The sequence below is a fragment of the Nocardia fodinahabitans genome (assembly GCF_052983615.1).
Map to the genome: position 1 here is coordinate 4,086,996 of NZ_JBRJJC010000001.1, position 20,634 is coordinate 4,107,629.

Here is a 20,634-nt window from a genome sequence, read left to right on the forward strand (position 1 = left end):
GGCATAACGGTAAACCCGACCGTCGATGAAAGTCAACAGTTGTTGGCCTACACTTGTTGACATGACTTCCGCCGACCAGGAGACCCCGGCCCGCCGCTCGGACGCCACCCGCGCCGCCATCCTCGCCGCCGCGCGCGCCCGCTTCGCCGCCGACGGCTACGCGAAGGCGACCATCCGCGCGATCGCCGCCGACGCCGCGATCGATCCGTCGATGGTCATGCGCTACTTCGGCTCCAAGGACGGCCTCTTCGCCGCCGCCGCCCAGATCGACCTAGACCTGCCCGACCTCGCCGCCGCCGACCCGGACGCCATGGGGGAGATGCTGATCCGCCGATTCCTGACGATTTGGGAGGAGAACGACAACACCGTCCTGCTGATCCTGCTGCGTTCCTCGATCACCGACGACGCGGTGGCCGCCCGCTTCCGCGAGGTCTTCGCCCAGCAAGTGCTGCCCGCCGTCCTGCGCTTCGGCACCCCCGCCGATGCTCCCCGCCGCGCCGCCCTCATCGTCACCCAACTCCTCGGCCTGGCCCTGTGCCGCTACGTCCTGCGCATCCCCCCGGTAGTCGACCTGACACCGGCGCAGATAGTCACCGACATCGCCCCCACCCTCCAGCGCTACCTGACTCCCGAGCCCTCGGGCGCTATCGGTGATGCGGGGAAATCCGGCGACCTTGTCGATTCGAGTTCGCCCTGGCGAACGTCGGGGCAAGCGTAAAACCTGCAGAAACCAGCTGGTACCACGCGGTACCATCGGGGCATGGCTGGTCTCAATGTGCGATTCACCGATGCGGAATTGGACGCGCTCAGGCAGCGCGCCGAGGCTGAGGGGCGGAGTATGCAGCAGTTTGCGCACGATGCGGTGGTCGCAGCGGTCAACGAGCGGGCACGACTGTTCAACGAGGCGGCAGATCATGTGCTCCGGGTCAGTGAAGAGCTGAACCGAAGGCTTGCCTGATGCAGTATCTGACGTTGTCGGAGCTGCTGAGCTTGGCCAAGCGGCTCGGCACCCCGGACGTCCGTGACTACGGGCTGCTCGATTCCGCATCGGCGCGGCCCCAGTCGAGCGTTTTCGGGCAGGACGCCTATCCCGATCTGTGGCAGAAGGCTGCCGCGCTGATGGAATCACTCGCCCGCAATCACGGCCTGGTCGACGGGAACAAGCGACTCGCTTGGTACGCGACCTGGGTGTTCTTGCACCTCAATGGAGCCCCGCTCGACGAGACATTCGACGTTGACCGCGCTGAGGAATTCGTGCTCGCCGTGTGTCAGGGCCACCTCGATGTGCCGGCCATCGCGAAGGAACTCGTCCGCTTCGCTCGATAACGCCCACGGCGCTCGCACTTGAAGCAGTACAACGAAAGCGGGCCCGCGCGGATCGTGATTCGATCTGCACGGGCCCTGCCGACGGGTGCGAGTGGCTAGCTCGCCAGTTCCGCGCCCAGGGCGAGGAGGTGGGGAGTGGCGCCGCCGAGGGCGAATTCGTGGTGCTTTGCGGCGGTGAAGTAGTTGTGGGTGATGTGGTCGCGGTCGATGCCGAGGCCGCCGTGGACGTGGACGACGGTGTGGGCGACCTTGTGGCCCGCGTCGGCCGCCCAGAACTTGGCGATGTGGATGGACTCGGCGGCGGGGAGGTTCTCGGACAGGCGCCAGGCGGCCTGGGTGACCGTCAGGCGCAGGCCGCCGATGTCGATGTAGGCGTCGGCGAGGCGCTGGGCGACGGACTGGAACGAGCCGATCGGCTTGCCGAACTGCTCGCGGGTGCGGGTGTGCTCGGCGGTCAGCTCGAGCGCGCGCTCCAGGGTGCCCAGCTGCAGGGCCGAGAGGCCGAGCCAGGCGTGTTCGCGCAGCCAGGTGAGGATGTCGGCGCCGGACTCGATGCTGCCGAGCAGCGTGGCCGGGGTGGCGGCGAGGTCGACGACGAACTCGGCGCTCAGGTCGACGACCTGTTGGGCGGTGCGGGTGACCGACGCGTGGTCCGGGTCGACCACGAAGACACCGACACCATGGGACGTGATGGCGGGCACCAGGATTCGCTCGGCTCGATCGGCGAAGGCGACGGTGGTCGCGGTGCCGGTCAGCGTCCAGTTCGCACCGGCGGGCTCGGCGACGATGCCCGGCGCGGCGGTGGTCGCGCGCAGTTCCTCGGCCAGCGCCGCGGTCAGCACGATCTCGCCCGCGCCGGCCCGCGCGGCCAGCTGTCGCTGGTCGGCGTCGCCGAACTTCGCCAGCGCACCGGCGCCGATGACGATCGACCACAGGTAGGGCACCGCGGCGACGACGCGGCCCAGCTCACGCAGGATCGCGGTCTGCTCGAGCATGCCGAAATCGCTGCCGCCCAGGTCTTCCGGCAGGGCCGCGGCCAGCACGCCGGTCTCGGCGAGCGACTTCCACAGCTGCTCGTCGTAGCGGCCGAAGGTGTCGAGCTCGCGCAGACGGTCGGCGGTGACGAGTTTGGCGCAGATCTCGCCGGTCAGCCGGGCGAGATCGAGCTGGGCTTCGGTGGGTGTGAAATCCATGAGGAGATACCGGCTTTCGGGATCAGCGGGCGGACGCGGGCTGGCGCAGGGCGGTCATGGCGATGATGTCGCGCTGCACCTCGTTGGTGCCGCCGCCGAAGGTGAGGATCAGCGCGGCCCGGTGCATCCGCTCGAGCCTGCCGAGCATCACTGCGCCGGGGGAGTCCTGGCGCAGGTAACCGTGCGAGCCGACGACCTCCATCAGCAGGCGGTAGGCCTCGGTGGACAGTTCGGTGCCGTAGACCTTGCACGCGGAGGCGTCCCACGGCTTGGGTGCCGCCTCGCCGCCCTGGTCGGCGCGGCTGGCGATCTCCCAGTTGAGCAGCTTGAGGTATTCGACCTTGGCGTAGACGCGCGCCAGGTTCAGGCGCACCCACTCCTGGTCGATCACCCGCTTGCCGTCGGGCCCGGTGGTCTCGCGCGCCCACTGCACGGTCTGGTTGACCGCGAGCGAGAGCGGCCCGGCCGAGGTCAGCGCGACGCGCTCGTGGTTGAGCTGGTTGGTGATCAGCGACCAGCCGCCGTTCTCCGGCCCGACCATCGAGGTGGCGGGCACTCGCACGTCCTGGTAGTAGGTGGCGCTGGTGTCGGGGCCGCCCATCGTGTGCACCGGCGTCCAGGAGAACCCTTCGGTCGCGGTGGGCACGATGAACATCGAGATGCCCTTGTGCTTCTTGGCCGTCGGATCGGTGCGCACCGCGAGCCAGATGTAGTCGGCGTAGGCGATGAGGCTGGTCCACATCTTCTGGCCGTTGATGACGAAGTCGTCGCCGTCGCGCACCGCGGCCGTGCGCAGCGAGGCCAGGTCGGTGCCCGCGCCGGGCTCGGAGTAGCCGATGGCGAAGTGCAGCTCACCCGAGGCGATCTTGGGCAGGAAGAACTTCTTCTGCTCCTCGGTGCCGTACTGCATGATCGTCGGCGCGACCGAGTTGAGGGTGAGGAACGGGACGGGCGCGCCGGCGATGGCGGCTTCCTCGACGAAGATCAGCTGATCCATCGTCGTGCGGTCCTGGCCGCCGTACTCCTTGGGCCAGCTCAGCGTCAGCCAGCCGTCGCGGCCCATCTGACGCACAACCTCGCGGTAGACGTTGCCTTCGCCGTACTCGCCGGTCTGCAGGCTCAGCGCCGCGCGTCGTTCCGGCGTCATCAGCTGGGCGAAATACTCGCGCAGCTCGGCGCGCAATTCTTCCTGCTGCGGCGTATACGCGACGCGCATGGTTCCTACCTCGGTCTCAGCTGCGAAAACGGACGTCGGCGGGGCGCAGGGGATGGGCCCCACCGAAACCGATCATTGCATATCAACTGGAACATGTTCCAGTATTGACAGTGAATCGGCAGCTGTTCCGCCTCGCGGGCTGTGCTGTCTGGGTTAGTGTCGCGGAGACCGCGTGGAAGGAAGTTCTCATGAAGATCATCGTCGATTTCGACCGGTGCGAAGCGAACGGCGTGTGCGTAGGAATCGCCCCTGACATGTTTGAACTCGATGACGACGACAATCTGCACGTACTCGAGGGCGAAGTGCCCGACGATCGCGTCGCCGACATCGAGGAAGCGGTGGCGCAGTGTCCCAAGGCCGCGCTGAGGTTGGCGTGATCGGCTCTTGTCGTAAAGTGAAACACGTTCTAAAGTCGGCCGGATGAGTGTGATGCAGACTTCACTGGACGGCCGGGTAGCGATCGTGACCGGCGCGGGCGCCGGTCTCGGCCGGGCCGAGGCCCTCGCGCTGGCCGCGGCGGGCGCCGCGGTGGTCGTCAACGACCTCACCGAGGACGCCGCCGCCGAGACCATCGCCGCGATTCGCGAGCTCGGCGGCAAGGCGGAGTTCGTCGGCGGCAGCATCGCCGAGCGCGCCACCGCCGACGCGCTGATCTCGACCGCCCAGGAATCCCTCGGCGGCCTCGACATCGTCGTCAACAACGCGGGTATCACCCGCGACCGCATGCTGTTCAACATGTCCGACGAGGACTTCGACGCGGTGATCGCCGTGCACCTGCGCGGACACTTCCTGCTCTCGCGCAACGCGGGCGCCTACTGGCGCGCGGCGTCCAAGGCCGCGGGTGCGCCCGTCTTCGGCCGGCTGGTCAACACCTCCTCGGAGGCCGGTCTGCTCGGGCCGGAGGGTCAGGCGAACTACGGCGCCGCGAAGGCGGGCATCACCGCGCTGACGCTGTCGGCCGCGCGTGGCTTGTCCCGCTTCGGCGTACGGTCCAACGCGATCTGCCCCCGGGCCAGGACCGCGATGACCGAGGCCGTCTTCTCCGATGCGCCTGAGGGCTCGGTCGACCCGCTCGCGCCCGAGCATGTGGCCAAGCTCGTCGCCTATCTCGCCTCGCCCGCCGCCGACGCGGTGAACGGTCAGGTTTTCGTCGTCTACGGCCCGATGGTCGCCCTGATGGCGGCTCCCGAGGTAGAGGCCCGCTTCGACGCCGCGGGCGCCGAATGGTCCGAGGAAGACCTCGCCTCGACGCTGCACGGCTACTTTGCCGAGCGTCCCGCCGACCACACGTTCTCGGCCCGTTCGCTCCGCGATCTGGGCTGATCTGCCCGCCACCGATTTGCCGGGTGTTGGCTCGCCGCGCGCCACGACGGGCATGTCTGCCGAGTTGTGTTGATCACAGGTCCAGGTGTTGGTAGACATGAGCGTCGGGGTGTGTGGCGCCTCACAGGAGGTAAACGGCATTCGGTCAGTATTCGTTTCAGTTTCGGCGGCAGATTTCGCAAAAAAGTCCTGGTAATAGTCTCCCCAAATGGCAGACATCAACAGGAACATGTTCTAGTCTTTGGGCAGTCTTCAGATCGGGGTGGCGGTGAAGTACGGGTATGCGGGCACATCGGCCCGCCCGTCGAACAAGGAGGAAAAAGCGTGAACGACCTCCTTGCTGTCCCGTTGCGGGCGGTCGGCGGATTTTTCGAACTCGGCGCGGAAGTGGCCAAGGCCGCGGTCCGGCGCCCGTTCCAGTGGCGTGAGTTCATCGACCAGTCGTGGTTCGTCGCTCGCGTCTCGATCGTGCCGACGCTGTTGGTCGCGATCCCATTCACGGTGCTGGTGGTGTTCACCCTCAACATCCTGCTGCGCGAGATCGGTGCCGCCGACCTCAGCGGGGCGGCCGCCGCGTTCGGCGCCGTCACGCAGGTCGGCCCCATCGTCACGGTGCTGATCGTGGCGGGCGCCGGCGCCACCGCGATCTGCGCCGACCTCGGCGCCCGCACCATCCGTGAAGAGATCGACGCGATGAAGGTGCTCGGCATCGACCCGGTCAGCCGACTGGTGGTGCCGCGCGTGCTCGCCTCGATGTTCGTGGCCCTGATGCTCAACAGCCTCGTGTGCACCGTCGGCATCGTCGGTGGCTTCGCCTTCTCGGTCTTCCTGCAGGGGGTGAACCCCGGCGCGTTCGTCAACGGCATTCCGCTGCTGACGAACCTGCCCGAGTTGATCATCTCGGAGATCAAGGCCGGTCTGTTCGGGCTGATCGCCGGAATGGTCGCCTGCTATCTGGGCTTGCAGGTGAAAGGCGGACCCAAGAGTGTCGGCGACGCGGTGAACCAAACGGTGGTATTCGCCTTCATGGCGCTGTTCGTGGTGAATGTGGTTGTCACCGCGATCGGCCTGAAATTCACGGTGCGGTGACCGAAATGGCATTCATTGTTCGCAGCAAGTTCCCGCGCACGGTCCGTCGTTTCGAGCGCGCGTCGAAATCCGTGGACTCTCTGGGCGACAAGGCGATCTTCTTCGTCAAGGCGCTCGGCTCGGTGCCGCGCGCACTGGTGCACTACCGCACCGAGACCATCCGGCTCATCGCCGAGATCAGCATGGGCAGCGGCGCACTGGCGGTGATCGGCGGCACCGTCGTGATCGTCGGCTTCCTGACCCTGATGGCGGGTGGCACCATCGCGGTCCAGGGCTACAGCTCGCTCGGCAATATCGGCGTCGAGGCACTGACCGGCTTCTTCGCCGCCTTCATCAATGTCCGGATCGCGGCACCGGTGATCTCCGGCATCGGTCTGGCCGCCACCATCGGCGCCGGCGCGACCGCCCAGCTGGGCGCGATGCGCGTGGCCGAGGAAATCGACGCGCTGGAGTCCATGGCGATCCGGCCGGTGCCGTTCCTGGTCGGCACCAGGGTGCTGGCCGGTCTGATCGCGATCGTGCCACTCTACGCGCTCGCGGTGATCGCCTCCTTCATCGCCAGCCGCTTCGCGACGGTGGTCATCTACGGACAGTCGGCCGGTGTCTACGACCACTACTTCTCGACGTTCCTCATTCCGAGCGACATCCTGTGGTCGTTCGCCCAGGCGATCGTCATGGCACTGGCCGTCATGCTGATCCACACCTACTTCGGTTTCACCGCCGCGGGCGGCCCGGTGGGCGTCGGTGTCGCGGTCGGTAACGCGGTGCGGGCCTCGCTGGTCGCGGTCGTCACAGTGACGCTGCTGATCTCGCTGGCCATCTACGGCACCTCCGGCAACTTCCACCTCTCGGGATAGCGCGATGGATACCAATCGGTTTGTTGCCGCACTGCAGGGCGGGCTCGGGCGCAAGCTCGCCGCGCTCGCGCTGGTCGGCCTGCTCGTCGCGGGCGCCTCGCTCGCGATCGCACTGTTCCAGGGCGCGTTCACCAACACCGCTGTGGTGCTGGTGGACACGCCACGCACGGGTCTGGTCCTCGACCCCGACGCCAAGGTGAAGGTGCGCGGTGTCGAGATCGGCCGGGTCGCCGACATCGACCTGCGCGACGACGGCGCCCAGCTGCGGCTGGAGCTCGACCCCGACCAGCTGAAGCTGGTACCGGCCAACGCCGGTGTCGACATCCGCTCGACCACGGTGTTCGGCGCCAAGTACGTCAACTTCATCGTCCCCGAGCAGCCATCGTCCACGGCGCTGGCCCCCGGTACCACCGTGTCGGTGAGCTCGGTGACCGTCGAGTTCAACACGCTGTTCCAGCACCTGTCCGATGTGCTCGCCCAGGTGGAGCCGGAGAAGCTGAACGCGACGCTGACCGCGCTGGGCACCGCGCTGGAAGGCCGCGGCGACAAGCTCGGCGACCTGCTGGTGCGTTCGGATCGCTATCTGCGCGAACTCAATCCGTACCTGCCCACCCTGCAGTCCGATCTGGACAAGACCGCTGCGGTGACCGGGCTCTACGGTGAGGTCGCCGACCCGCTGTTGCGCACCGTCGACAACGCGACGGTCACCTCGCAGACCATCGCCGAGATGCAGGGTCAGCTCGACAACGTGCTGGTCAATGTGATCGGGCTGTCCGACACGGTCGGTTCGGTTCTGCGTGAGAACGAACACGATCTGGTGACCGCGCTCGACCTGCTGCGCCCGACGACCGCGCTGCTGTTCGAGTACGCGCCCGCACTGAGCTGCGTCATCAACGGCCTCGGCCCGCTGATCCCGATCGCCGAGGACATGTTCGGCGGGATCATGCCGGGTGTCGGTATGAACGCCAGCTTCATGCTCGGTGCCGAGCCCTACACCTACCCGAACGACCTGCCCAAGGTGAACGCCACCGGCGGCCCGCGCTGCGAGGGCGTGGTGGACCGGGTACCGGACAGCCATTCGGACTATCTGGTGACCGACACCAGTGAGGGTTCGGTGTATACGCCGAACACCCAGCACGAATTCCACGGTGTGCCAAAGGTATTCCAGCTGCTGCTGGACGGACTGCCGGGAGTGACGCGGTGAAGAACACGGGAACGACGATCAAACTGGCGATCTTCACCGTGGTGATGACGCTGGTGTTCGCCGGCCTGGCGATTGTCTTGAGTCAGGCGCGGTTCTCCAGTGAGAACGGCTATCGCGCGGTGTTCACCAGCTCCTCGGGCATGTTGCCCGGCGCCAAGGTGCGCATCGCCGGTGTGCCGGTGGGTTCGGTGACCTCGGTGAAGGTCGGTGACGACAACCTCGCGCACGTCGAGTTCGATGTCGACAGCAAGTACGCGGTGCTGGCCAGTACCCGTGCGGCGATCAAGTACGAGAACCTGGTCGGCGACCGCTACATGGAATTGCTGGAGGGTCCCGGCTCTGCTCGGCGGCTCTCCGGTGGTGACACCATCGGCCGCGAGCAGACCCAGCCCGCCCTGGATCTGGATCTGCTGCTCGGCGGATTCAAGCCGCTGCTGCGCGGACTCGACCCGGCTCAGGTCAACGACCTCACCGCGGCACTGTTGCAGATCTTCCAAGGCCAGGGCGGCACCCTGGTCTCGCTGCTGAACAGCGGTGGAAACTTCGCCAAGACCCTGGGCGACCGCGACGCGCTGATCGGCAGCGTGATCGACAACCTGAACACGGTGCTCGCCACCATCGACGATCGCGGTGACCAGTTCGCCACCACCATCGATGAACTGCAGCGCCTGGTCAGCGACCTGTCGGCACAGCGCGACCCGATCGGCAACGCGTTGCCGCGGATCGCGGGCGCGACCCAGGAACTCAACGACCTGCTGGTGCAGGCCCGTCCCGATCTGCGTAACACCATCGAACAGACCGGCAGGCTCGCCACGAACCTGGACGAGGGCTCCGATCACATCGAATGGGTGCTCGGAAAGCTGCCGGATACCTACAAGAAGCTCATCCGGATCGGTGCCTACGGTTCCTTCCTGCAGCTGTATGTCTGCGGTGCCAACCTCCTGATCACCGGCCCCGACGGCAAGCCGATGGAAGTCCACATGCCGGGTCTGCAGGCGACCGGAAGGTGCGCGCCCAATGAATGACAACAAATCGTCGGCAGCGACGATCGGTATCGTCGGCGTGGTGCTGGCGGTCACGATCTCGCTCGCGACGCTGCAATTCACCGACTTGCCCTTCATCCGCTCGGGAGCGACCTTCACCGCGAACTTCCTCGACGCCGGTGGTCTGGTACCGGGCGACCCGGTGCATGTGGCCGGTGTGCGCTCCGGCGAGGTGCGGGCGGTCAGCCTCGACGGTGACAAGGTCCTGGTGAAGTTCGACCTCGACGAGTCGATCGTGCTGGGGGAGAAGACCACCGCCGCGATCAAGACCAACACGGTGCTCGGCCGCAAATCGCTGGACGTGGTGCCGAACGGCCCCGGCGCGATCGGCACCGGTGACACCATCCCGGTCGACCGCACCACCTCGCCCTACTCGCTCAACGAAGCACTGAGCGACCTCGGTGGGACCGTGCGCGATCTCGATCTGGATCAAGTCGACCAGACCCTCGACACCCTGTCGACGGCCTTCGCCGACACGCCGGGCCCGCTGCGCAACGCGCTGGACGGTGTCACCGCTCTGTCGCGCAGTATCAATGTGCGCGATCAGGCGCTGACCGACCTGCTGGCCAGGGCGCAGAACGTCACCAAGATCCTGGCCGACCGCAGCACCCAGCTCAATACGCTGCTCATCGACGGCAACGAGCTGCTCGGCGAGCTCGACCGGCGCCGGGCCGCGATCAACCAGCTCGTCGTCTACATCGACGATGTGGCCAGGCAGCTCTCGGGTCTGGTCGCCGACAACGAGCCGCAGATGCGGCCGACGCTGGACCGCCTGAATTCGGTACTCGCCCTGCTCCAGCGCAATGAACAGAACCTCAACGATGCCCTCGACGGCCTCGGCCCCTACGCCGCCGCGCTCGGTGAGCAGGTCGGCAGCGGGCCCTGGTTCAACGCCTACGTGGTGAACGTCGACAGTCCCCAGATTCGCCCGCTCGTCGACGCGCTGGTCTGGCCGGAACAAGTGCCACAGGACCTGATCGATATCTTCACCAACCCGAGGACGCCATACATCGCTCCTGCTGAGGAGGATCCCCCGCGATGAGCTTGACCCAGCAGGTGCGCGGGTTGCCGCGCTGGACGATCGCGGTGGCGGTGGTAGTGATCGCGGCGCTGGTCGCGGTCGGCGTCTACCTCGTCACCGGCGGCGGAAAGAACACGGTGACCGCCGCGTTCACCTCGACCACCGGCCTGTACAAAGGCGATGAGGTTCGGGTGCTCGGTGTCACCGTCGGCCGCATCGACTCGATCGAACCGGGTCGGGGCCAGGTGCGCGTGCAGATGAGCATCGACAGCAGCGTCGATCTGCCCGCGGACGCGCGCGCCGTGATCATCGCGCCGTCGCTGGTGTCGGCGCGTTTCGTGCAGATCGCGCCCGCCTACAGCGGCGGCCCGAAACTGGCCGACGGTGCCCAGATTCCGCTCGAGCGCACCGCGGTGCCGGTGGAGTGGGACGAGATCAAGGCCGAACTGACCAAACTGTCGGCGGCGCTCGGTCCGGTCGGTGACGACAAGCAGGGCTCCTTCGGCCGCTTCGTCGACACCGCGGCCGACAACCTCGACGGCAACGGCCAGAAATTCCGCGACACCCTGCGTGAACTGTCCGCGACCATGACCACCCTGTCCGACGGGCGGACCGACCTGTTCGGCACTATCCGCAACCTGCAGAAGTTCGTCGAGGTGCTCTCGGCGAGCAACGAGCAGATCGTGCAGTTCAGTGGCCGGCTGGCTTCGGTGTCGTCGGTGCTGGCCGGCGCGTCGGCGGATCTCGGTGCCGGACTGGACAGTCTCGATGTGGCGCTGGCTGATGTGAAGAGGTTCCTCGACGGCACCGGGGGTGAATTGACCGAGGGTGTCGAGAAGCTCGCCGATGTCACCCAGACCCTGGTCGACAAGCGGCCCCAGATCGAACGGGTGCTGCACTCCAGCCCCACCGCGATGGTGAACTTCTACCAGCTCTACAAGCCCGCGCAGGGCTCGTTCACCGGCTCGGTCTCGCTGAACAACTCGGCCAGTCCGCTGAGCTTCCTGTGTGGTTCGATCCGGGCGCTCGAGCACAACAACTCCGACAGGTCCGCGGATCTGTGCGCGGAGTTCCTGGCACCGGTGATCAGTTCACTGGCGATGAACTACGTGCCGATCATGACCAACCCCGCCAGCGGCGTGACCGCCTTCCCCGAGCAGCTGGTGTACAGCGACCCGAGCCTGGCCGGTGCGGGACAGCCCGATCGGGCGCCGGCGGCGGCTCCGATCACCGTGCCCGAAGGTCTTGCCGGGCTTGCCGTTCCAGGAGGACAGCGATGAGGCGGCAACGCACACTCGCCGGGCTGGCCGTCGGCGTCGCCGTCGCGCTCGGCACCACCGGCTGCCAATTCGACGGGCTCAACTCGCTGCCCATGCCGGGCTCCGAGGGGCGCATGGCCGGCTCGTATACCGTTCGGATCCAGATGCCCAATGTCACCACCCTGACCCGGAATTCGCCGGTCCGGGTGGACGACGTCGAGGTCGGCAACGTGACCGGGATCGAGGTCGAGGGCTGGCACGCGCTGGTGACGGTCTCGCTCAACCCCGATGTCCGCCTGCCCGCCAACGCGGTCGCCAAGATCGGCCAGACCAGTCTGCTCGGCAGCAACCACGTCGAGTTGTCCGCGCCGACGACCGTCGCACCGACGGGACAGTTGCGCGATGGCGACGTCATCCCGCTCGAGCGGGCGGGCGCCTATCCGACCACCGAGCAGGTCCTCTCCTCGCTGTCGGTGGTGCTCAACGGCGGCGGCATCGCGCAGCTCGAGACCATCACCACCGAACTGAACGCGATGGTGAACGGCCGCGAGGATGAGATCGCCGACCTGCTGCCGCAGCTCAACGAGCTGACCACCGGACTGGAGCGACAGACCGGCAGCATCATCGCCGCGATGGAGGGCCTGGACCAGCTCTCGGTGAAACTGGCCGGTCAGCGTGAGGTGATCGCCGAGGCGATCGAACAGATCCATCCCGCACTCACCGCGCTGGCCGACCGGTCGGCGAATATCACCGCGGCGATCACCGCACTCGGTGAGCTCGGTGACGTCAGCGAACGACTCATCAAGACCAGCGGTGACGATCTGGTGGCCAATCTTCGCAGCCTCGGTCCCGTGCTGAAGACATTGGCCGACACCGGAAACAACCTGATCCAGGCGCTCGGCATCCTGCCGACCTTCCCGTTCCCGATCAGGAACATCGACAACGCGATTATGGGCGACTACCTGAACTTGTTCGTCACGCTCGATCTGACCGGTAGCCGCCTCGACAGCAACTGGCTCACCGGTACCCCACTCGGCGGTCGCTTCGGTGGTGTCGAGGGTATCGTCGGCTCGTTCGCGCCGACGACCGCCACCGGAGCCGCTGACCCCGCCACCGCGCCCTTCGCGGCCCCCGCACCCACGCCGATTATTCCAGGGCTGCCATCCATTCCCGGCCTGCCCGCCATACCCGGTATCACCGCGCCATTGCCCGGCCAGGAAGGGGCGGGTCGATGACACTCACCCGGTTCGTGCGAGCCCAGCTCGCGATCTTCGCGGTGCTCACCGTGGTCGGTCTCGTCGTGATGGGCGGTACCTACCTGCAGGTGCCCGCAATGCTCGGGATCGGCCGGTACGCGGTGACTGTGCAGCTGGCCGCCACGGGTGGGCTCTACCCCACCGCCAATGTGTCCTATCGCGGGCAGAACATCGGCAAGGTCGAGGCGGTGCGCCTGACTACGGCTGGGGTCGAAGCGGATCTGTCGATCGACAGCGACTACAAGGTGCCCGCCGATTCGAGCGCGTGGGTGCGTAGTGTTTCGGCCATCGGCGAGCAGTACGTCGACCTGGTGCCCACCGAACAGCCGGCCGACGGGCATCTGCGCGACGGCTCGGTGATCCCCGAGCAGCGCACGCACCTGCCCCAGGATGTCGGCGCGATGCTGGACCAGGCCGACCAGTTGCTCGCGACGGTCGCCGACACCCGCCTGCGTCAGGTGATCGACGAAGCTTTCCTCGCGTTCAACGGCGCCGGGCCCGATCTGCAGCGGTTCATCGACTCGGCGGCGCTGCTGGTGCAGCAGGCCGAAACCGATATCGAGCCGACCAAGAAGCTGCTCGACCAGATCGGTCCGCTGCTGGACACGCAGACTCGCTCCGCCGACGATATCCGTTCCTGGACAGCGGATCTGGCTACGGTCACCGATCAGCTGCGTGCGCACGATCCGGCGCTGCGAAACCTGTTGAACAACAGCCCTTCCGCGATGGAGACGGTGAACAAGCAGTTCCAGGATCTGCGCCCGACACTGCCGCTGCTCGCCAGCAATCTGGTGAGTCTGGGGCAGGTCGGCGTGACGTACAACGCGAGCCTGGAACAGCTCATGGTCGTCTTCCCGCCGCTGATCGCGGCGCTGCGGACCGCCATCCGCGGGCCGATCGAATACGGCTTGATGGTCGACTTCATGACCGCCGTCCAGGACCCACCCGCCTGTACCACCGGCTTCCTGCCCGCGGACCAGTGGCGGCAGCCGAGCGACCTATCGCCGATGGAGACTCCACCCGGGCTGTACTGCAAGGTGCCGCAGGACTCGAACATCGCGGTACGTGGCATCCGCAACACGCCGTGCATGGAGTTCCCCGGCGTCCGCGCACCCACGCCGGAACTGTGCCGGACCGGGTACGTCCCGGAAGGCAACAACCCGCCGTTCGGACCGGTCCAGCCGGTCGCTCCGGCATCGGCACCGGCAGGCGCATCGACGGGCGGTGTGACCCCCGCCGCAGCGCGCCCCTATGATCCGTCCACGGGCAGCTATCTGGGCACCGACGGACGCACGTACCGCCAAGGCGACATCGCCGCGGATGGCTCGGGCACCGTTCCGGCCAGCTGGCAGGCGATGTTGGAGGAGCAGCAACGATGAACGACAACGACAACCGCCGCTCGCGCAGGCGGGCCGCACGCTCGGCCGGTCCGCCGGTCGAGGAGACGGCGGCCGGAACGGTCACCATCAGCAAGAGCGAAACCGCATCGCCGGTGGCGGACGTAGATGCCGAGATCACGGCGAAGATCGCCGACGCTCCCGCGAAGTCCGCGGACGTCACCGTGAAGCTCGCCGAGGCCACCGTGCAGTCCGCCGAGGCCACGGTGAAGCCGGCGGACGTCACCGTGAAGTCCGCCGAGACCGCGGCGTCCTCCGCGGATGCCACCGTGAAGCTCGCCGCGAGCGAGCCGGTCGACCCGAGTGAGTCCGCCGACGACAAGGCACCCCGCTCGGGCGCCCGCATCCTGGCGCTCGTCGCGGCGAGCGTGCTCGTGCTCGCCCTGGTCGTCGGCGCCGGTTTCGCCGCCTTCACCGCCTATTCGGTGAACAAGGACGAGGACCTGCGCGCGCAGTACACCGAGACCGCCCGCCAGGCGGTGCTGAACCTCACCACGATCCGCGCCGATACGGCCAAGGAGGACATCGACCGGATCCTGTCGGTGGCCTCCGGTGACTTCAAGACCGAGTTCGACGGCCGTGTCGATCCCTTCATGGAGGTCGTCAAGCAGGCGAATGTGGTCTCCACCGGCGAGGTGGTCGAGTCGGGCATCGTCACCGCGGATGACGAATCCGCGCAGGTGCTCGTCGCCGCGAAGCAGATGGTGAGCAACAACGGCTCGCCCGAACCGCAGTCGCGGCAGTACCGGTTCCGGGTCACGGTGTCCAACGCCGATTCCGGAATGACCGTCTCGAAGGTGGAGTTCGTCGGATGACTCAGCGTATGAAGATCGTCTTCGGCAGCCTCGCCGCCCTCGGCCTGATTGCCGCGATCGTGCTCGGTGTGAGCGGCTACCAGCTCTGGCAGCACGACCGGACCGAGCAGGCCCGCGCCGACGCGATGAGCACGGCCAGCCGCACGGTCAGCGCCATGTTCACCTACGAGCCCGCCACGGTCGACACCGAGCTGCCCAAGGCGGCCGACGGCCTGACCGAAGACTTCCGCAACGATTACCTGAAGCTGATCAAGGAAGCCATCGCGCCGGGCGCCAAGGAGAAGCAGCTCACCGTCAAAGCCACCACCCAGGCCGAAGGCGTCGTGTCCGCCGATCCCGAGCACGCGGTGGTGCTGCTGTACCTGAACCAGCTGACCACCAGCAAGGACACCCCCGATGGCACCACGTCGGGCAGCCGGGTGCGGGTATCGCTGGACAAGTCCGACGACCGCTGGTTGGTCGCCCAGGTCACCCCGGTCTGATCTCAGCGTGGCATCTCGGCGGTCACTACGAGATGCCGGATGAACTCGGCCAGTTCTGAGCAACGCCTGAGTGCGGACTGTTCACAACTCGTCGGCTCTGGCGGGGTATCGCACGCCGGTCAATCGTTCGGATTCGCTCCACAATCGACGTTGGGCCGTCTCGTCGCGCGCATTAGGCGCGGGTTCGATGCGAACAGGGTGGCCTTTCGAGCCCTGGTGCGGCCCATAGAACTCGCCGCCGCGCACCGTCGGATCAGCAGCCGCGCGCAGGGTGGTCAACGCACCCTGCGCGGCTGTGTTCACCCCCATCGCCAGGGGCTCGCGCCCGGGTAGGGTCGCCAGGGCTGCGAGCTTCCGGGCGACATCGCTGATGACCCGCACCGGACGGCTCATGTTTTTGGCGAAGTCCGTGATCGCTGTTCCAGGGTGCGCTGCTGCGGCGATGGTGTCGGTGCCCACGAGTCGTCGGTGCAGTTCGTGGGTGAACAGCAGCCCGGCGAGTTTGGATTGCGCGTATGCCGTCGCCAATGTGTACGGCCGGCGGCTGAAATGGAGATCGTCGAATTCGAGGACGCCACGGGCGTGACTTCGGCTGCTGACGGTGATGATGCGGGCGCCGGGTGTCGATATCGCGCGGTCAAGCAACAACCCGGTGAACGCGAAGGGTCCGAGGTGGTTGGCGGCCAAGGTCAGTTCGAAGCCGTCCGGGCTGACCTCGCGCCGGATGTTCGCTGTCCCGGCATTGTTGATGAGAAGGTCGATTCGATCGCATTGTGACCGGATTGATTCCGCAGCTGCTCGAACCGATTCCAGTGAGCTCAGATCCAATGCGACTACCTGGAGTTTCGCGGACGGAATCGAGGTGAGTATCCGTTCGGCGGCGTCTGCCGCTTTCGATCGGTTGCGACACGCCATGACGACGAGAGCGCCGTGTGCGGCCAGCATGTGCGCAGTTTCGAAACCCAGACCTGTATTAGCCCCTGTAACAACGGCTGTCTTGCCGGACAAGTCCGGGATCGCGTCCGCAGTCCATTCTGAGGTCTGTCTTGCTGTCAAAGCTGATCCCCCACGAGCCGAGCGTATGCCGGCCATCCTCGAATCTTCAACTGCTGATTTGTCTGTGACGGGCTTCCGCATGCACTTGTTGTCGATGTATGCACTTGCGTCGAACTGTAACACGTTCTACGGTTGTGTGGAGGGGGTGTCTCGACGGCGACCCGCTAATTACTGTGGTGCACAGTCGATTACGTGCATGCCGGGAAGCGGGAGCACCTTGATGGGGTTGAGTACTGCCGACAACTTCGACGCCGAGACGGCGTCCTCGTCGCGGCAAAGTCCGACGGCAATCGCCGGGCCTTGTTCGTGTCCCGCGTGTGGGAAAGTGCCGCAGGCTAATTCGAAGGAGTGGTGCAGGCATGTCGATCTACATTGTCACAGGTGGGACAGGTTTCATCGGCCGCCACCTGCTGCCCCGGCTCCTGATACTGGAACCGGAAGCCGAGGTGTTCGTGTTGGTCCGAGCATGTTCGGTCGAGACATTGAACGAGCTTGCGCACGAGTGGGACGGCGGCGAGCGCGTGCGCCCGTTGACATGTGATTTCAACGCGCCGGGATTTGGATTGGACCGCCCGGCGCCGTCCGCCGACCATGTGCTGAACCTGTCCGCCGACTATGGCCTGACCGTAGGTGACGATCAGGCCGCCGCCAACGTCGCGGCCACTCGCGCCGTAGTCGAGCTCGCGCGACAGTGCGATGCGACACTGCACCATGTGTCGTCCATCGCGGTAGCGGGCGACTGGTGTGGCGAATTCTCCGAGCGCGACTTCGATTTGGGTCAGGGATTCCCAACTCTCCATCACCGCATGGCATTCGAAGTAGAGAAGATCGTCCGAGAATCCGGTGTGCGGCACCGCGTATACCGCCCATCCGCCATCGTCGGCGATTCGCGGACCGGCGAGATCGCAGAGGTCGATGGCCTGTACTTCTTCTTTCCGCTGTTCCGGATATTCGCCCAGTTGCCCTCGTCTCTGCCGATGCCAATGACCGACCTGGGCGTCACGAACGTAGTCCCCGTCGACTACGTCGCCGACGCGATGGTCGAGCTGATGCGCAGATCCGACCTGGACGGCCGGACCTTCCACTTGGCCAACCCGCGTATGCAGTCATCCGTCGAGATCGGTGCATCCCTGGTCGCCGCTGCAGGAGGCCCGAACCGCACCGTGATCGTGCCGGTGCAGGTGTTGGTCAAGCTGTTGCAGTCCTCGCACCTGCTCGCTACCGCGATGAAGCGCTATCACATCCCGAGCTCCCTACTGCGCGCTATCGTTGTTCGCGCCGTGTTCACGAGTGTCGAGACTCGGAACGCGCTGGCCGAAAGCGGTATTCGAGTTCCGGCGTTCGCGGAGTACGCCGGAAATCTCTGGCGCTATTGGGAGCGCGAAGTGGACCCGGCCCGCAATCGCAGGACCCCAGCGGGGGGACCGCTCACGGGTCGGCATGTGCTGATCACCGGCGCGTCCTCCGGAATAGGTCGCGCCGCCGCACTGGCGGTCGCAGCGAAAGGGGCGATGGTGCTTCTCCTGGCCCGGCGCGAATCCGAACTCGACGAGGTCGTGATGGAGATTCGCGCCGCAGGTGGAGAGGCTTTCGGCTATCCCTGCGATATCACCGATGCCGAGGCGGTCGACCGCACCGTCAAAGACATTCTGGCCGAGCACGGTCACGTCGACATGCTCGTCAACAACGCGGGCCGCTCCATCCGCCGATCCTTGCACCGCTCCACCGATCGCGTGCACGACTTCGATCGCACCATGGCCGTCAACTACATCGGCGCGGTCCGCCTGGTTCTCGCCCTCGCCCCGCAGATGCGGGAGCGTCGCTTCGGCCATATCGTGAACGTGTCCAGCTCCGCAGTCCAGGTCGCTCCACCACGTTACGCCGCGTATGCGGCCAGCAAGGCGGCGCTGGACAAGTTCACCGAGGTCGCCGCCGTGGAAATGATGTCCGACGGGGTCACGTTCACCACCATCCATATGCCGCTGGTGGACACTCCGATGAGCGCACCCAGCAAGAACTACGAGGTCTTCCCGAGCCGTTCCGCCGACTGGGCCGCCGCCGTCGTCGTCCGTGCGCTCGTCGAACGCCCCAGGCGCATCGACACCCCGGCCGGCACCGCGGGTGAATTGGGCTCGCTGTTCACCCCCGGCATCATGGCCCGGACCCTGCACGACCTGTACCGCCGCTTCCCTGACTCGGCGGCGGCCAAAGGCGAAGCAGAGCGAAAAGGTGCGAACCCGCCGATCGCACTCTCGAAGTCAGGCCTCGCTCGACCTGCCCGGCCGGAGGCGGTGCGCGTCATCGTGCGCGCCGCCCGCCGCGCCGCCACGCTGATCCCCGGTGCCTACTGGTAGAAGCGCACGTGGGAGCGATTCATCCGGCCACACCGGAACCCAGGTCGGGGGCGGTGGATCGCTTCAATGCCTTCTCCGGGTTCGCCTCCGCGTACTTCTTCGCCCACGGATAATTGGCCTTGCCGCTGGGGTGGCGGTCGATCTCGTCGACAATCCAGCAGGTGCGCGGCACTTTGTAGCCCGCGACCTTGGATCGAACATGGCTGCTCAGGTCCGCGAAATCGACCGTCGCACCTTCTCGCGGCTGCACGACGGCAGCGACCGACCAGCCGAAACGGTCATCGGGAATGCCGATCACCACGGTGTCGAACACATCAGGATGCGACTTCAGCGCACCTTCGACCTCCTCTGGAAACACCTTCTCGCCACCGGTGTTGATGCATTCCGAGCCGCGCCCCAGCAAGGTGACCGTGCCGTCCTCCTCGTAGCGAGCGAAATCGCCGGGCACGACGTATCGTTGCCCATCGATCTCGACAAATATCGTCTTGCTCTTCTCCGGGTCTTTGTAGTAGCCCAGCGGCACGGGGCCACTGCGGGCCAGCCTGCCCACCGCACCGGGCTCGGGCGCGACGAGCTCGCCGTCGTCGCCGATCAGCACCGCTTGCTTGCTGACGTTCACGCGCGGCCCGTCTGAGTGATCGAAGCCCTTGCCCAACAAGCCGATTCCGGTCAACCCGCTCTCCGAGGAGCCGATGTTGTCGGTGATGACCAGGTTCGGAAACGTATCGATGTACCGCAGCTTGAGCGACTGGGAGAACAGTGCCGCGCCGCTGCTCAGCGCGACCAGTGATGACGTGTCGTAGTCGCCCGCCTGAAGGGCGTCGAGCAGCGGACGTGCCATCGCGTCGCCTGCGATCTGCAGGAAATGGACCCTGTGCTTTTCAACCGCGCGCCAGATGGCAGCCGGGTCGAACTGCGGTACCAAGACCACCGTGCCGCCAGAGTTCAACGCCATGAAAGCAATCCACTGCGCGGCATGGATCAGCGGCGCTGCCGGCAGCCAGGTCATGATGTAGTCGGTGGCCTTGGCTTGGTTCGCGAACTGGTACTCATCGGTAATGTATTCCCCGGTGACATGCTGGATGCCGCCGCCGAGCGCGCGCCATACGTCCTCATGCCGCCACACCACGCCCTTTGGATACCCGGTGGTGCCGCCCGTATAGAGGATGTAGGTGTCCTCAGAACTGCGTTCATCGAAGTCACGCACCGACGACTGGGCAGCCAGCGCGTCCTCGTACTCGACACCGGCGTACCGGGAGTAATCCAGGTCTGACCCGTCCTGGACAACGATCACCTGATCGAGCTTGACAAGCTGAGATATGACGTCGGCGACGATATCGGAGTACCTGCGTTCGTGAATCAATGCGACCAGGTCGGCGTTATCGGCGATGTACCGGACCTCGTCGGCCACATAGCGGTAGTTGACGCTCACCGGAATCGCACGCAGTTTGAATGCGGCATACATCGCCTCGATTGCCTCGATCGAGTTGCGTGCGTACACGCCGACATGGTCGCCGTAGCCGATGCCATGGGCTGCCAGATGATGCGCCAGACGATTCGCCCGCTCATCGAGCTCCCGGTAGGTGACCCGACGATCGCCGCAGTGGACAGCAATGCGCTCCGGCACCGCGTCGACAGCGTGCTCGAATAGATCCGCAACGTTGAAAGCCATGCCGCACAAGGTAGAACGAGTTTCCGTTGAGGGCAACGACGGTGAAGCGATGCCGAACCTCACGCTGCGCA

Annotated in this window: 20 protein-coding genes; 16 read left to right on the forward strand and 4 right to left on the reverse strand. The window is 66.2% G+C overall.

Annotated elements, in window-relative coordinates; genetic code table 11:
• The first annotated feature begins 61 nt into the window (after nucleotides 1-61).
• Genes NV348_RS19065 through NV348_RS19075 form a run of 3 tightly spaced genes read left to right on the forward strand, consistent with a single transcriptional unit; the run spans nucleotide 62 to nucleotide 1,326 of the window.
• Nucleotides 62-718 (forward strand): TetR/AcrR family transcriptional regulator, encoded by a 657-nt coding sequence (locus NV348_RS19065; protein ID WP_447148106.1) that lies wholly within the window; start codon nucleotides 62-64, stop codon nucleotides 716-718.
• 42 nt (nucleotides 719-760) lie between these two features.
• A complete protein-coding gene (locus NV348_RS19070) occupies nucleotides 761-958 on the forward strand; it encodes an antitoxin Phd (protein ID WP_447148107.1) in 198 nt (65 codons plus the stop codon).
• Nucleotides 955-1,326, forward strand: coding sequence for a type II toxin-antitoxin system death-on-curing family toxin (locus tag NV348_RS19075; protein WP_447151090.1), 372 nt, complete (start codon nucleotides 955-957; stop codon nucleotides 1,324-1,326). Before NV348_RS19070 ends, NV348_RS19075 begins: the two co-directional genes overlap by 4 nt.
• A 95-nt stretch (nucleotides 1,327-1,421) precedes the next feature.
• On the opposite strand, the gene NV348_RS19080 is transcribed toward NV348_RS19075, so the two are convergent.
• Together NV348_RS19080 and NV348_RS19085 are read right to left on the reverse strand one after the other, a co-directional pair.
• The gene (locus tag NV348_RS19080) at nucleotides 1,422-2,519 is read right to left on the reverse strand and encodes an acyl-CoA dehydrogenase family protein (protein ID WP_447148108.1); all 1,098 of its coding nucleotides are present in this window, start codon (nucleotides 2,517-2,519) and stop codon (nucleotides 1,422-1,424) included.
• A 22-nt stretch (nucleotides 2,520-2,541) separates the two neighbouring features.
• Entirely contained in the window at nucleotides 2,542-3,735 is a 1,194-nt protein-coding gene (locus NV348_RS19085; RefSeq protein WP_447148109.1) for an acyl-CoA dehydrogenase family protein, read from the reverse strand.
• 188 nt (nucleotides 3,736-3,923) lie between these two features.
• Between NV348_RS19085 and NV348_RS19090 the strand changes: the two genes are divergently transcribed.
• The 12 genes from NV348_RS19090 to NV348_RS19145 all read left to right on the forward strand — a co-directional run bounded on the left by NV348_RS19090 (nucleotide 3,924) and on the right by NV348_RS19145 (nucleotide 15,481).
• Complete coding sequence (locus NV348_RS19090; protein ID WP_447148110.1) at nucleotides 3,924-4,112, forward strand: ferredoxin; 189 nt, start codon at nucleotides 3,924-3,926, stop codon at nucleotides 4,110-4,112.
• 43 nt (nucleotides 4,113-4,155) lie between these two features.
• Entirely contained in the window at nucleotides 4,156-5,058 is a 903-nt protein-coding gene (locus NV348_RS19095) for a 3-oxoacyl-ACP reductase (protein WP_447148111.1), read from the forward strand.
• 324 nt (nucleotides 5,059-5,382) lie between these two features.
• A complete protein-coding gene (locus NV348_RS19100) occupies nucleotides 5,383-6,147 on the forward strand; it encodes an MlaE family ABC transporter permease (RefSeq protein ID WP_447151091.1) in 765 nt (254 codons plus the stop codon).
• Between the two features lie 5 nt (nucleotides 6,148-6,152).
• Nucleotides 6,153-7,004, forward strand: coding sequence for an MlaE family ABC transporter permease (locus NV348_RS19105; protein WP_447148112.1), 852 nt, complete (start codon nucleotides 6,153-6,155; stop codon nucleotides 7,002-7,004).
• A gap of 4 nt (nucleotides 7,005-7,008) precedes the next feature.
• Nucleotides 7,009-8,208: an MCE family protein gene (locus NV348_RS19110; protein ID WP_447148113.1), complete on the forward strand. Its 1,200-nt coding sequence runs from the start codon at nucleotides 7,009-7,011 to the stop codon at nucleotides 8,206-8,208.
• Nucleotides 8,205-9,233 (forward strand): MCE family protein, encoded by a 1,029-nt coding sequence (locus NV348_RS19115; protein WP_447148114.1) that lies wholly within the window; start codon nucleotides 8,205-8,207, stop codon nucleotides 9,231-9,233. Before NV348_RS19110 ends, NV348_RS19115 begins: the two co-directional genes overlap by 4 nt.
• Nucleotides 9,226-10,293 (forward strand): MCE family protein, encoded by a 1,068-nt coding sequence (locus NV348_RS19120; protein WP_447148115.1) that lies wholly within the window; start codon nucleotides 9,226-9,228, stop codon nucleotides 10,291-10,293. The genes NV348_RS19115 and NV348_RS19120 overlap by 8 nt, the downstream gene beginning before the upstream one ends.
• Nucleotides 10,290-11,552, forward strand: a complete 1,263-nt coding sequence (locus NV348_RS19125) for an MCE family protein (protein WP_447148116.1) — start codon at nucleotides 10,290-10,292, stop codon at nucleotides 11,550-11,552. Before NV348_RS19120 ends, NV348_RS19125 begins: the two co-directional genes overlap by 4 nt.
• Complete coding sequence (locus NV348_RS19130; RefSeq protein ID WP_447148117.1) at nucleotides 11,549-12,766, forward strand: MCE family protein; 1,218 nt, start codon at nucleotides 11,549-11,551, stop codon at nucleotides 12,764-12,766. Before NV348_RS19125 ends, NV348_RS19130 begins: the two co-directional genes overlap by 4 nt.
• Nucleotides 12,763-14,166, forward strand: a complete 1,404-nt coding sequence (locus NV348_RS19135; protein ID WP_447148118.1) for an MCE family protein — start codon at nucleotides 12,763-12,765, stop codon at nucleotides 14,164-14,166. The genes NV348_RS19130 and NV348_RS19135 overlap by 4 nt, the downstream gene beginning before the upstream one ends.
• On the forward strand, nucleotides 14,163-14,999 hold the full coding sequence (locus tag NV348_RS19140; RefSeq protein ID WP_447148119.1) for an Rv1363c family protein: 837 nt from the start codon (nucleotides 14,163-14,165) through the stop codon (nucleotides 14,997-14,999). Before NV348_RS19135 ends, NV348_RS19140 begins: the two co-directional genes overlap by 4 nt.
• Nucleotides 14,996-15,481, forward strand: coding sequence for an Rv1363c family protein (locus tag NV348_RS19145; protein ID WP_447148120.1), 486 nt, complete (start codon nucleotides 14,996-14,998; stop codon nucleotides 15,479-15,481). Before NV348_RS19140 ends, NV348_RS19145 begins: the two co-directional genes overlap by 4 nt.
• Nucleotides 15,482-15,562: 81 nt before the next feature.
• Here NV348_RS19145 and NV348_RS19150 read toward each other — a convergent pair whose 3' ends face one another.
• Complete coding sequence (locus NV348_RS19150; RefSeq protein ID WP_447148121.1) at nucleotides 15,563-16,573, reverse strand: oxidoreductase; 1,011 nt, start codon at nucleotides 16,571-16,573, stop codon at nucleotides 15,563-15,565.
• 323 nt (nucleotides 16,574-16,896) lie between these two features.
• Between NV348_RS19150 and NV348_RS19155 the strand changes: the two genes are divergently transcribed.
• On the forward strand, nucleotides 16,897-18,891 hold the full coding sequence (locus NV348_RS19155) for an SDR family oxidoreductase (protein ID WP_447148122.1): 1,995 nt from the start codon (nucleotides 16,897-16,899) through the stop codon (nucleotides 18,889-18,891).
• Nucleotides 18,892-18,910: 19 nt separating this feature from the next.
• On the opposite strand, the gene NV348_RS19160 is transcribed toward NV348_RS19155, so the two are convergent.
• Nucleotides 18,911-20,563, reverse strand: coding sequence for an acyl-CoA synthetase (locus NV348_RS19160; protein WP_447148123.1), 1,653 nt, complete (start codon nucleotides 20,561-20,563; stop codon nucleotides 18,911-18,913).
• Nucleotides 20,564-20,634 lie beyond the last annotated feature (71 nt).

Excerpts from the sequence above, each read along its gene's own strand:
- NV348_RS19135 (WP_447148118.1), top strand. The coding sequence starts at position 12,763 with ATGACACTCACCCGGTTCGTGCGAGCCCAGCTCGCGATCTTCGCGGTG.
- NV348_RS19120 (WP_447148115.1), top strand. The coding sequence starts at position 9,226 with ATGAATGACAACAAATCGTCGGCAGCGACGATCGGTATCGTCGGCGTG.
- NV348_RS19105 (WP_447148112.1), top strand. The coding sequence starts at position 6,153 with ATGGCATTCATTGTTCGCAGCAAGTTCCCGCGCACGGTCCGTCGTTTC.
- NV348_RS19150 (WP_447148121.1), bottom strand. The coding sequence starts at position 16,573 with ATGGCCGGCATACGCTCGGCTCGTGGGGGATCAGCTTTGACAGCAAGA.
- NV348_RS19160 (WP_447148123.1), bottom strand. The coding sequence starts at position 20,563 with ATGGCTTTCAACGTTGCGGATCTATTCGAGCACGCTGTCGACGCGGTG.
- NV348_RS19110 (WP_447148113.1), top strand. The coding sequence starts at position 7,009 with ATGGATACCAATCGGTTTGTTGCCGCACTGCAGGGCGGGCTCGGGCGC.
- NV348_RS19070 (WP_447148107.1), top strand. The coding sequence starts at position 761 with ATGGCTGGTCTCAATGTGCGATTCACCGATGCGGAATTGGACGCGCTC.
- NV348_RS19065 (WP_447148106.1), top strand. The coding sequence starts at position 62 with ATGACTTCCGCCGACCAGGAGACCCCGGCCCGCCGCTCGGACGCCACC.
- NV348_RS19085 (WP_447148109.1), bottom strand. The coding sequence starts at position 3,735 with ATGCGCGTCGCGTATACGCCGCAGCAGGAAGAATTGCGCGCCGAGCTG.
- NV348_RS19125 (WP_447148116.1), top strand. The coding sequence starts at position 10,290 with ATGAGCTTGACCCAGCAGGTGCGCGGGTTGCCGCGCTGGACGATCGCG.
- NV348_RS19145 (WP_447148120.1), top strand. The coding sequence starts at position 14,996 with ATGACTCAGCGTATGAAGATCGTCTTCGGCAGCCTCGCCGCCCTCGGC.
- NV348_RS19140 (WP_447148119.1), top strand. The coding sequence starts at position 14,163 with ATGAACGACAACGACAACCGCCGCTCGCGCAGGCGGGCCGCACGCTCG.
- NV348_RS19130 (WP_447148117.1), top strand. The coding sequence starts at position 11,549 with ATGAGGCGGCAACGCACACTCGCCGGGCTGGCCGTCGGCGTCGCCGTC.
- NV348_RS19090 (WP_447148110.1), top strand. The coding sequence starts at position 3,924 with ATGAAGATCATCGTCGATTTCGACCGGTGCGAAGCGAACGGCGTGTGC.
- NV348_RS19080 (WP_447148108.1), bottom strand. The coding sequence starts at position 2,519 with ATGGATTTCACACCCACCGAAGCCCAGCTCGATCTCGCCCGGCTGACC.
- NV348_RS19155 (WP_447148122.1), top strand. The coding sequence starts at position 16,897 with ATGTCGATCTACATTGTCACAGGTGGGACAGGTTTCATCGGCCGCCAC.
- NV348_RS19095 (WP_447148111.1), top strand. The coding sequence starts at position 4,156 with ATGAGTGTGATGCAGACTTCACTGGACGGCCGGGTAGCGATCGTGACC.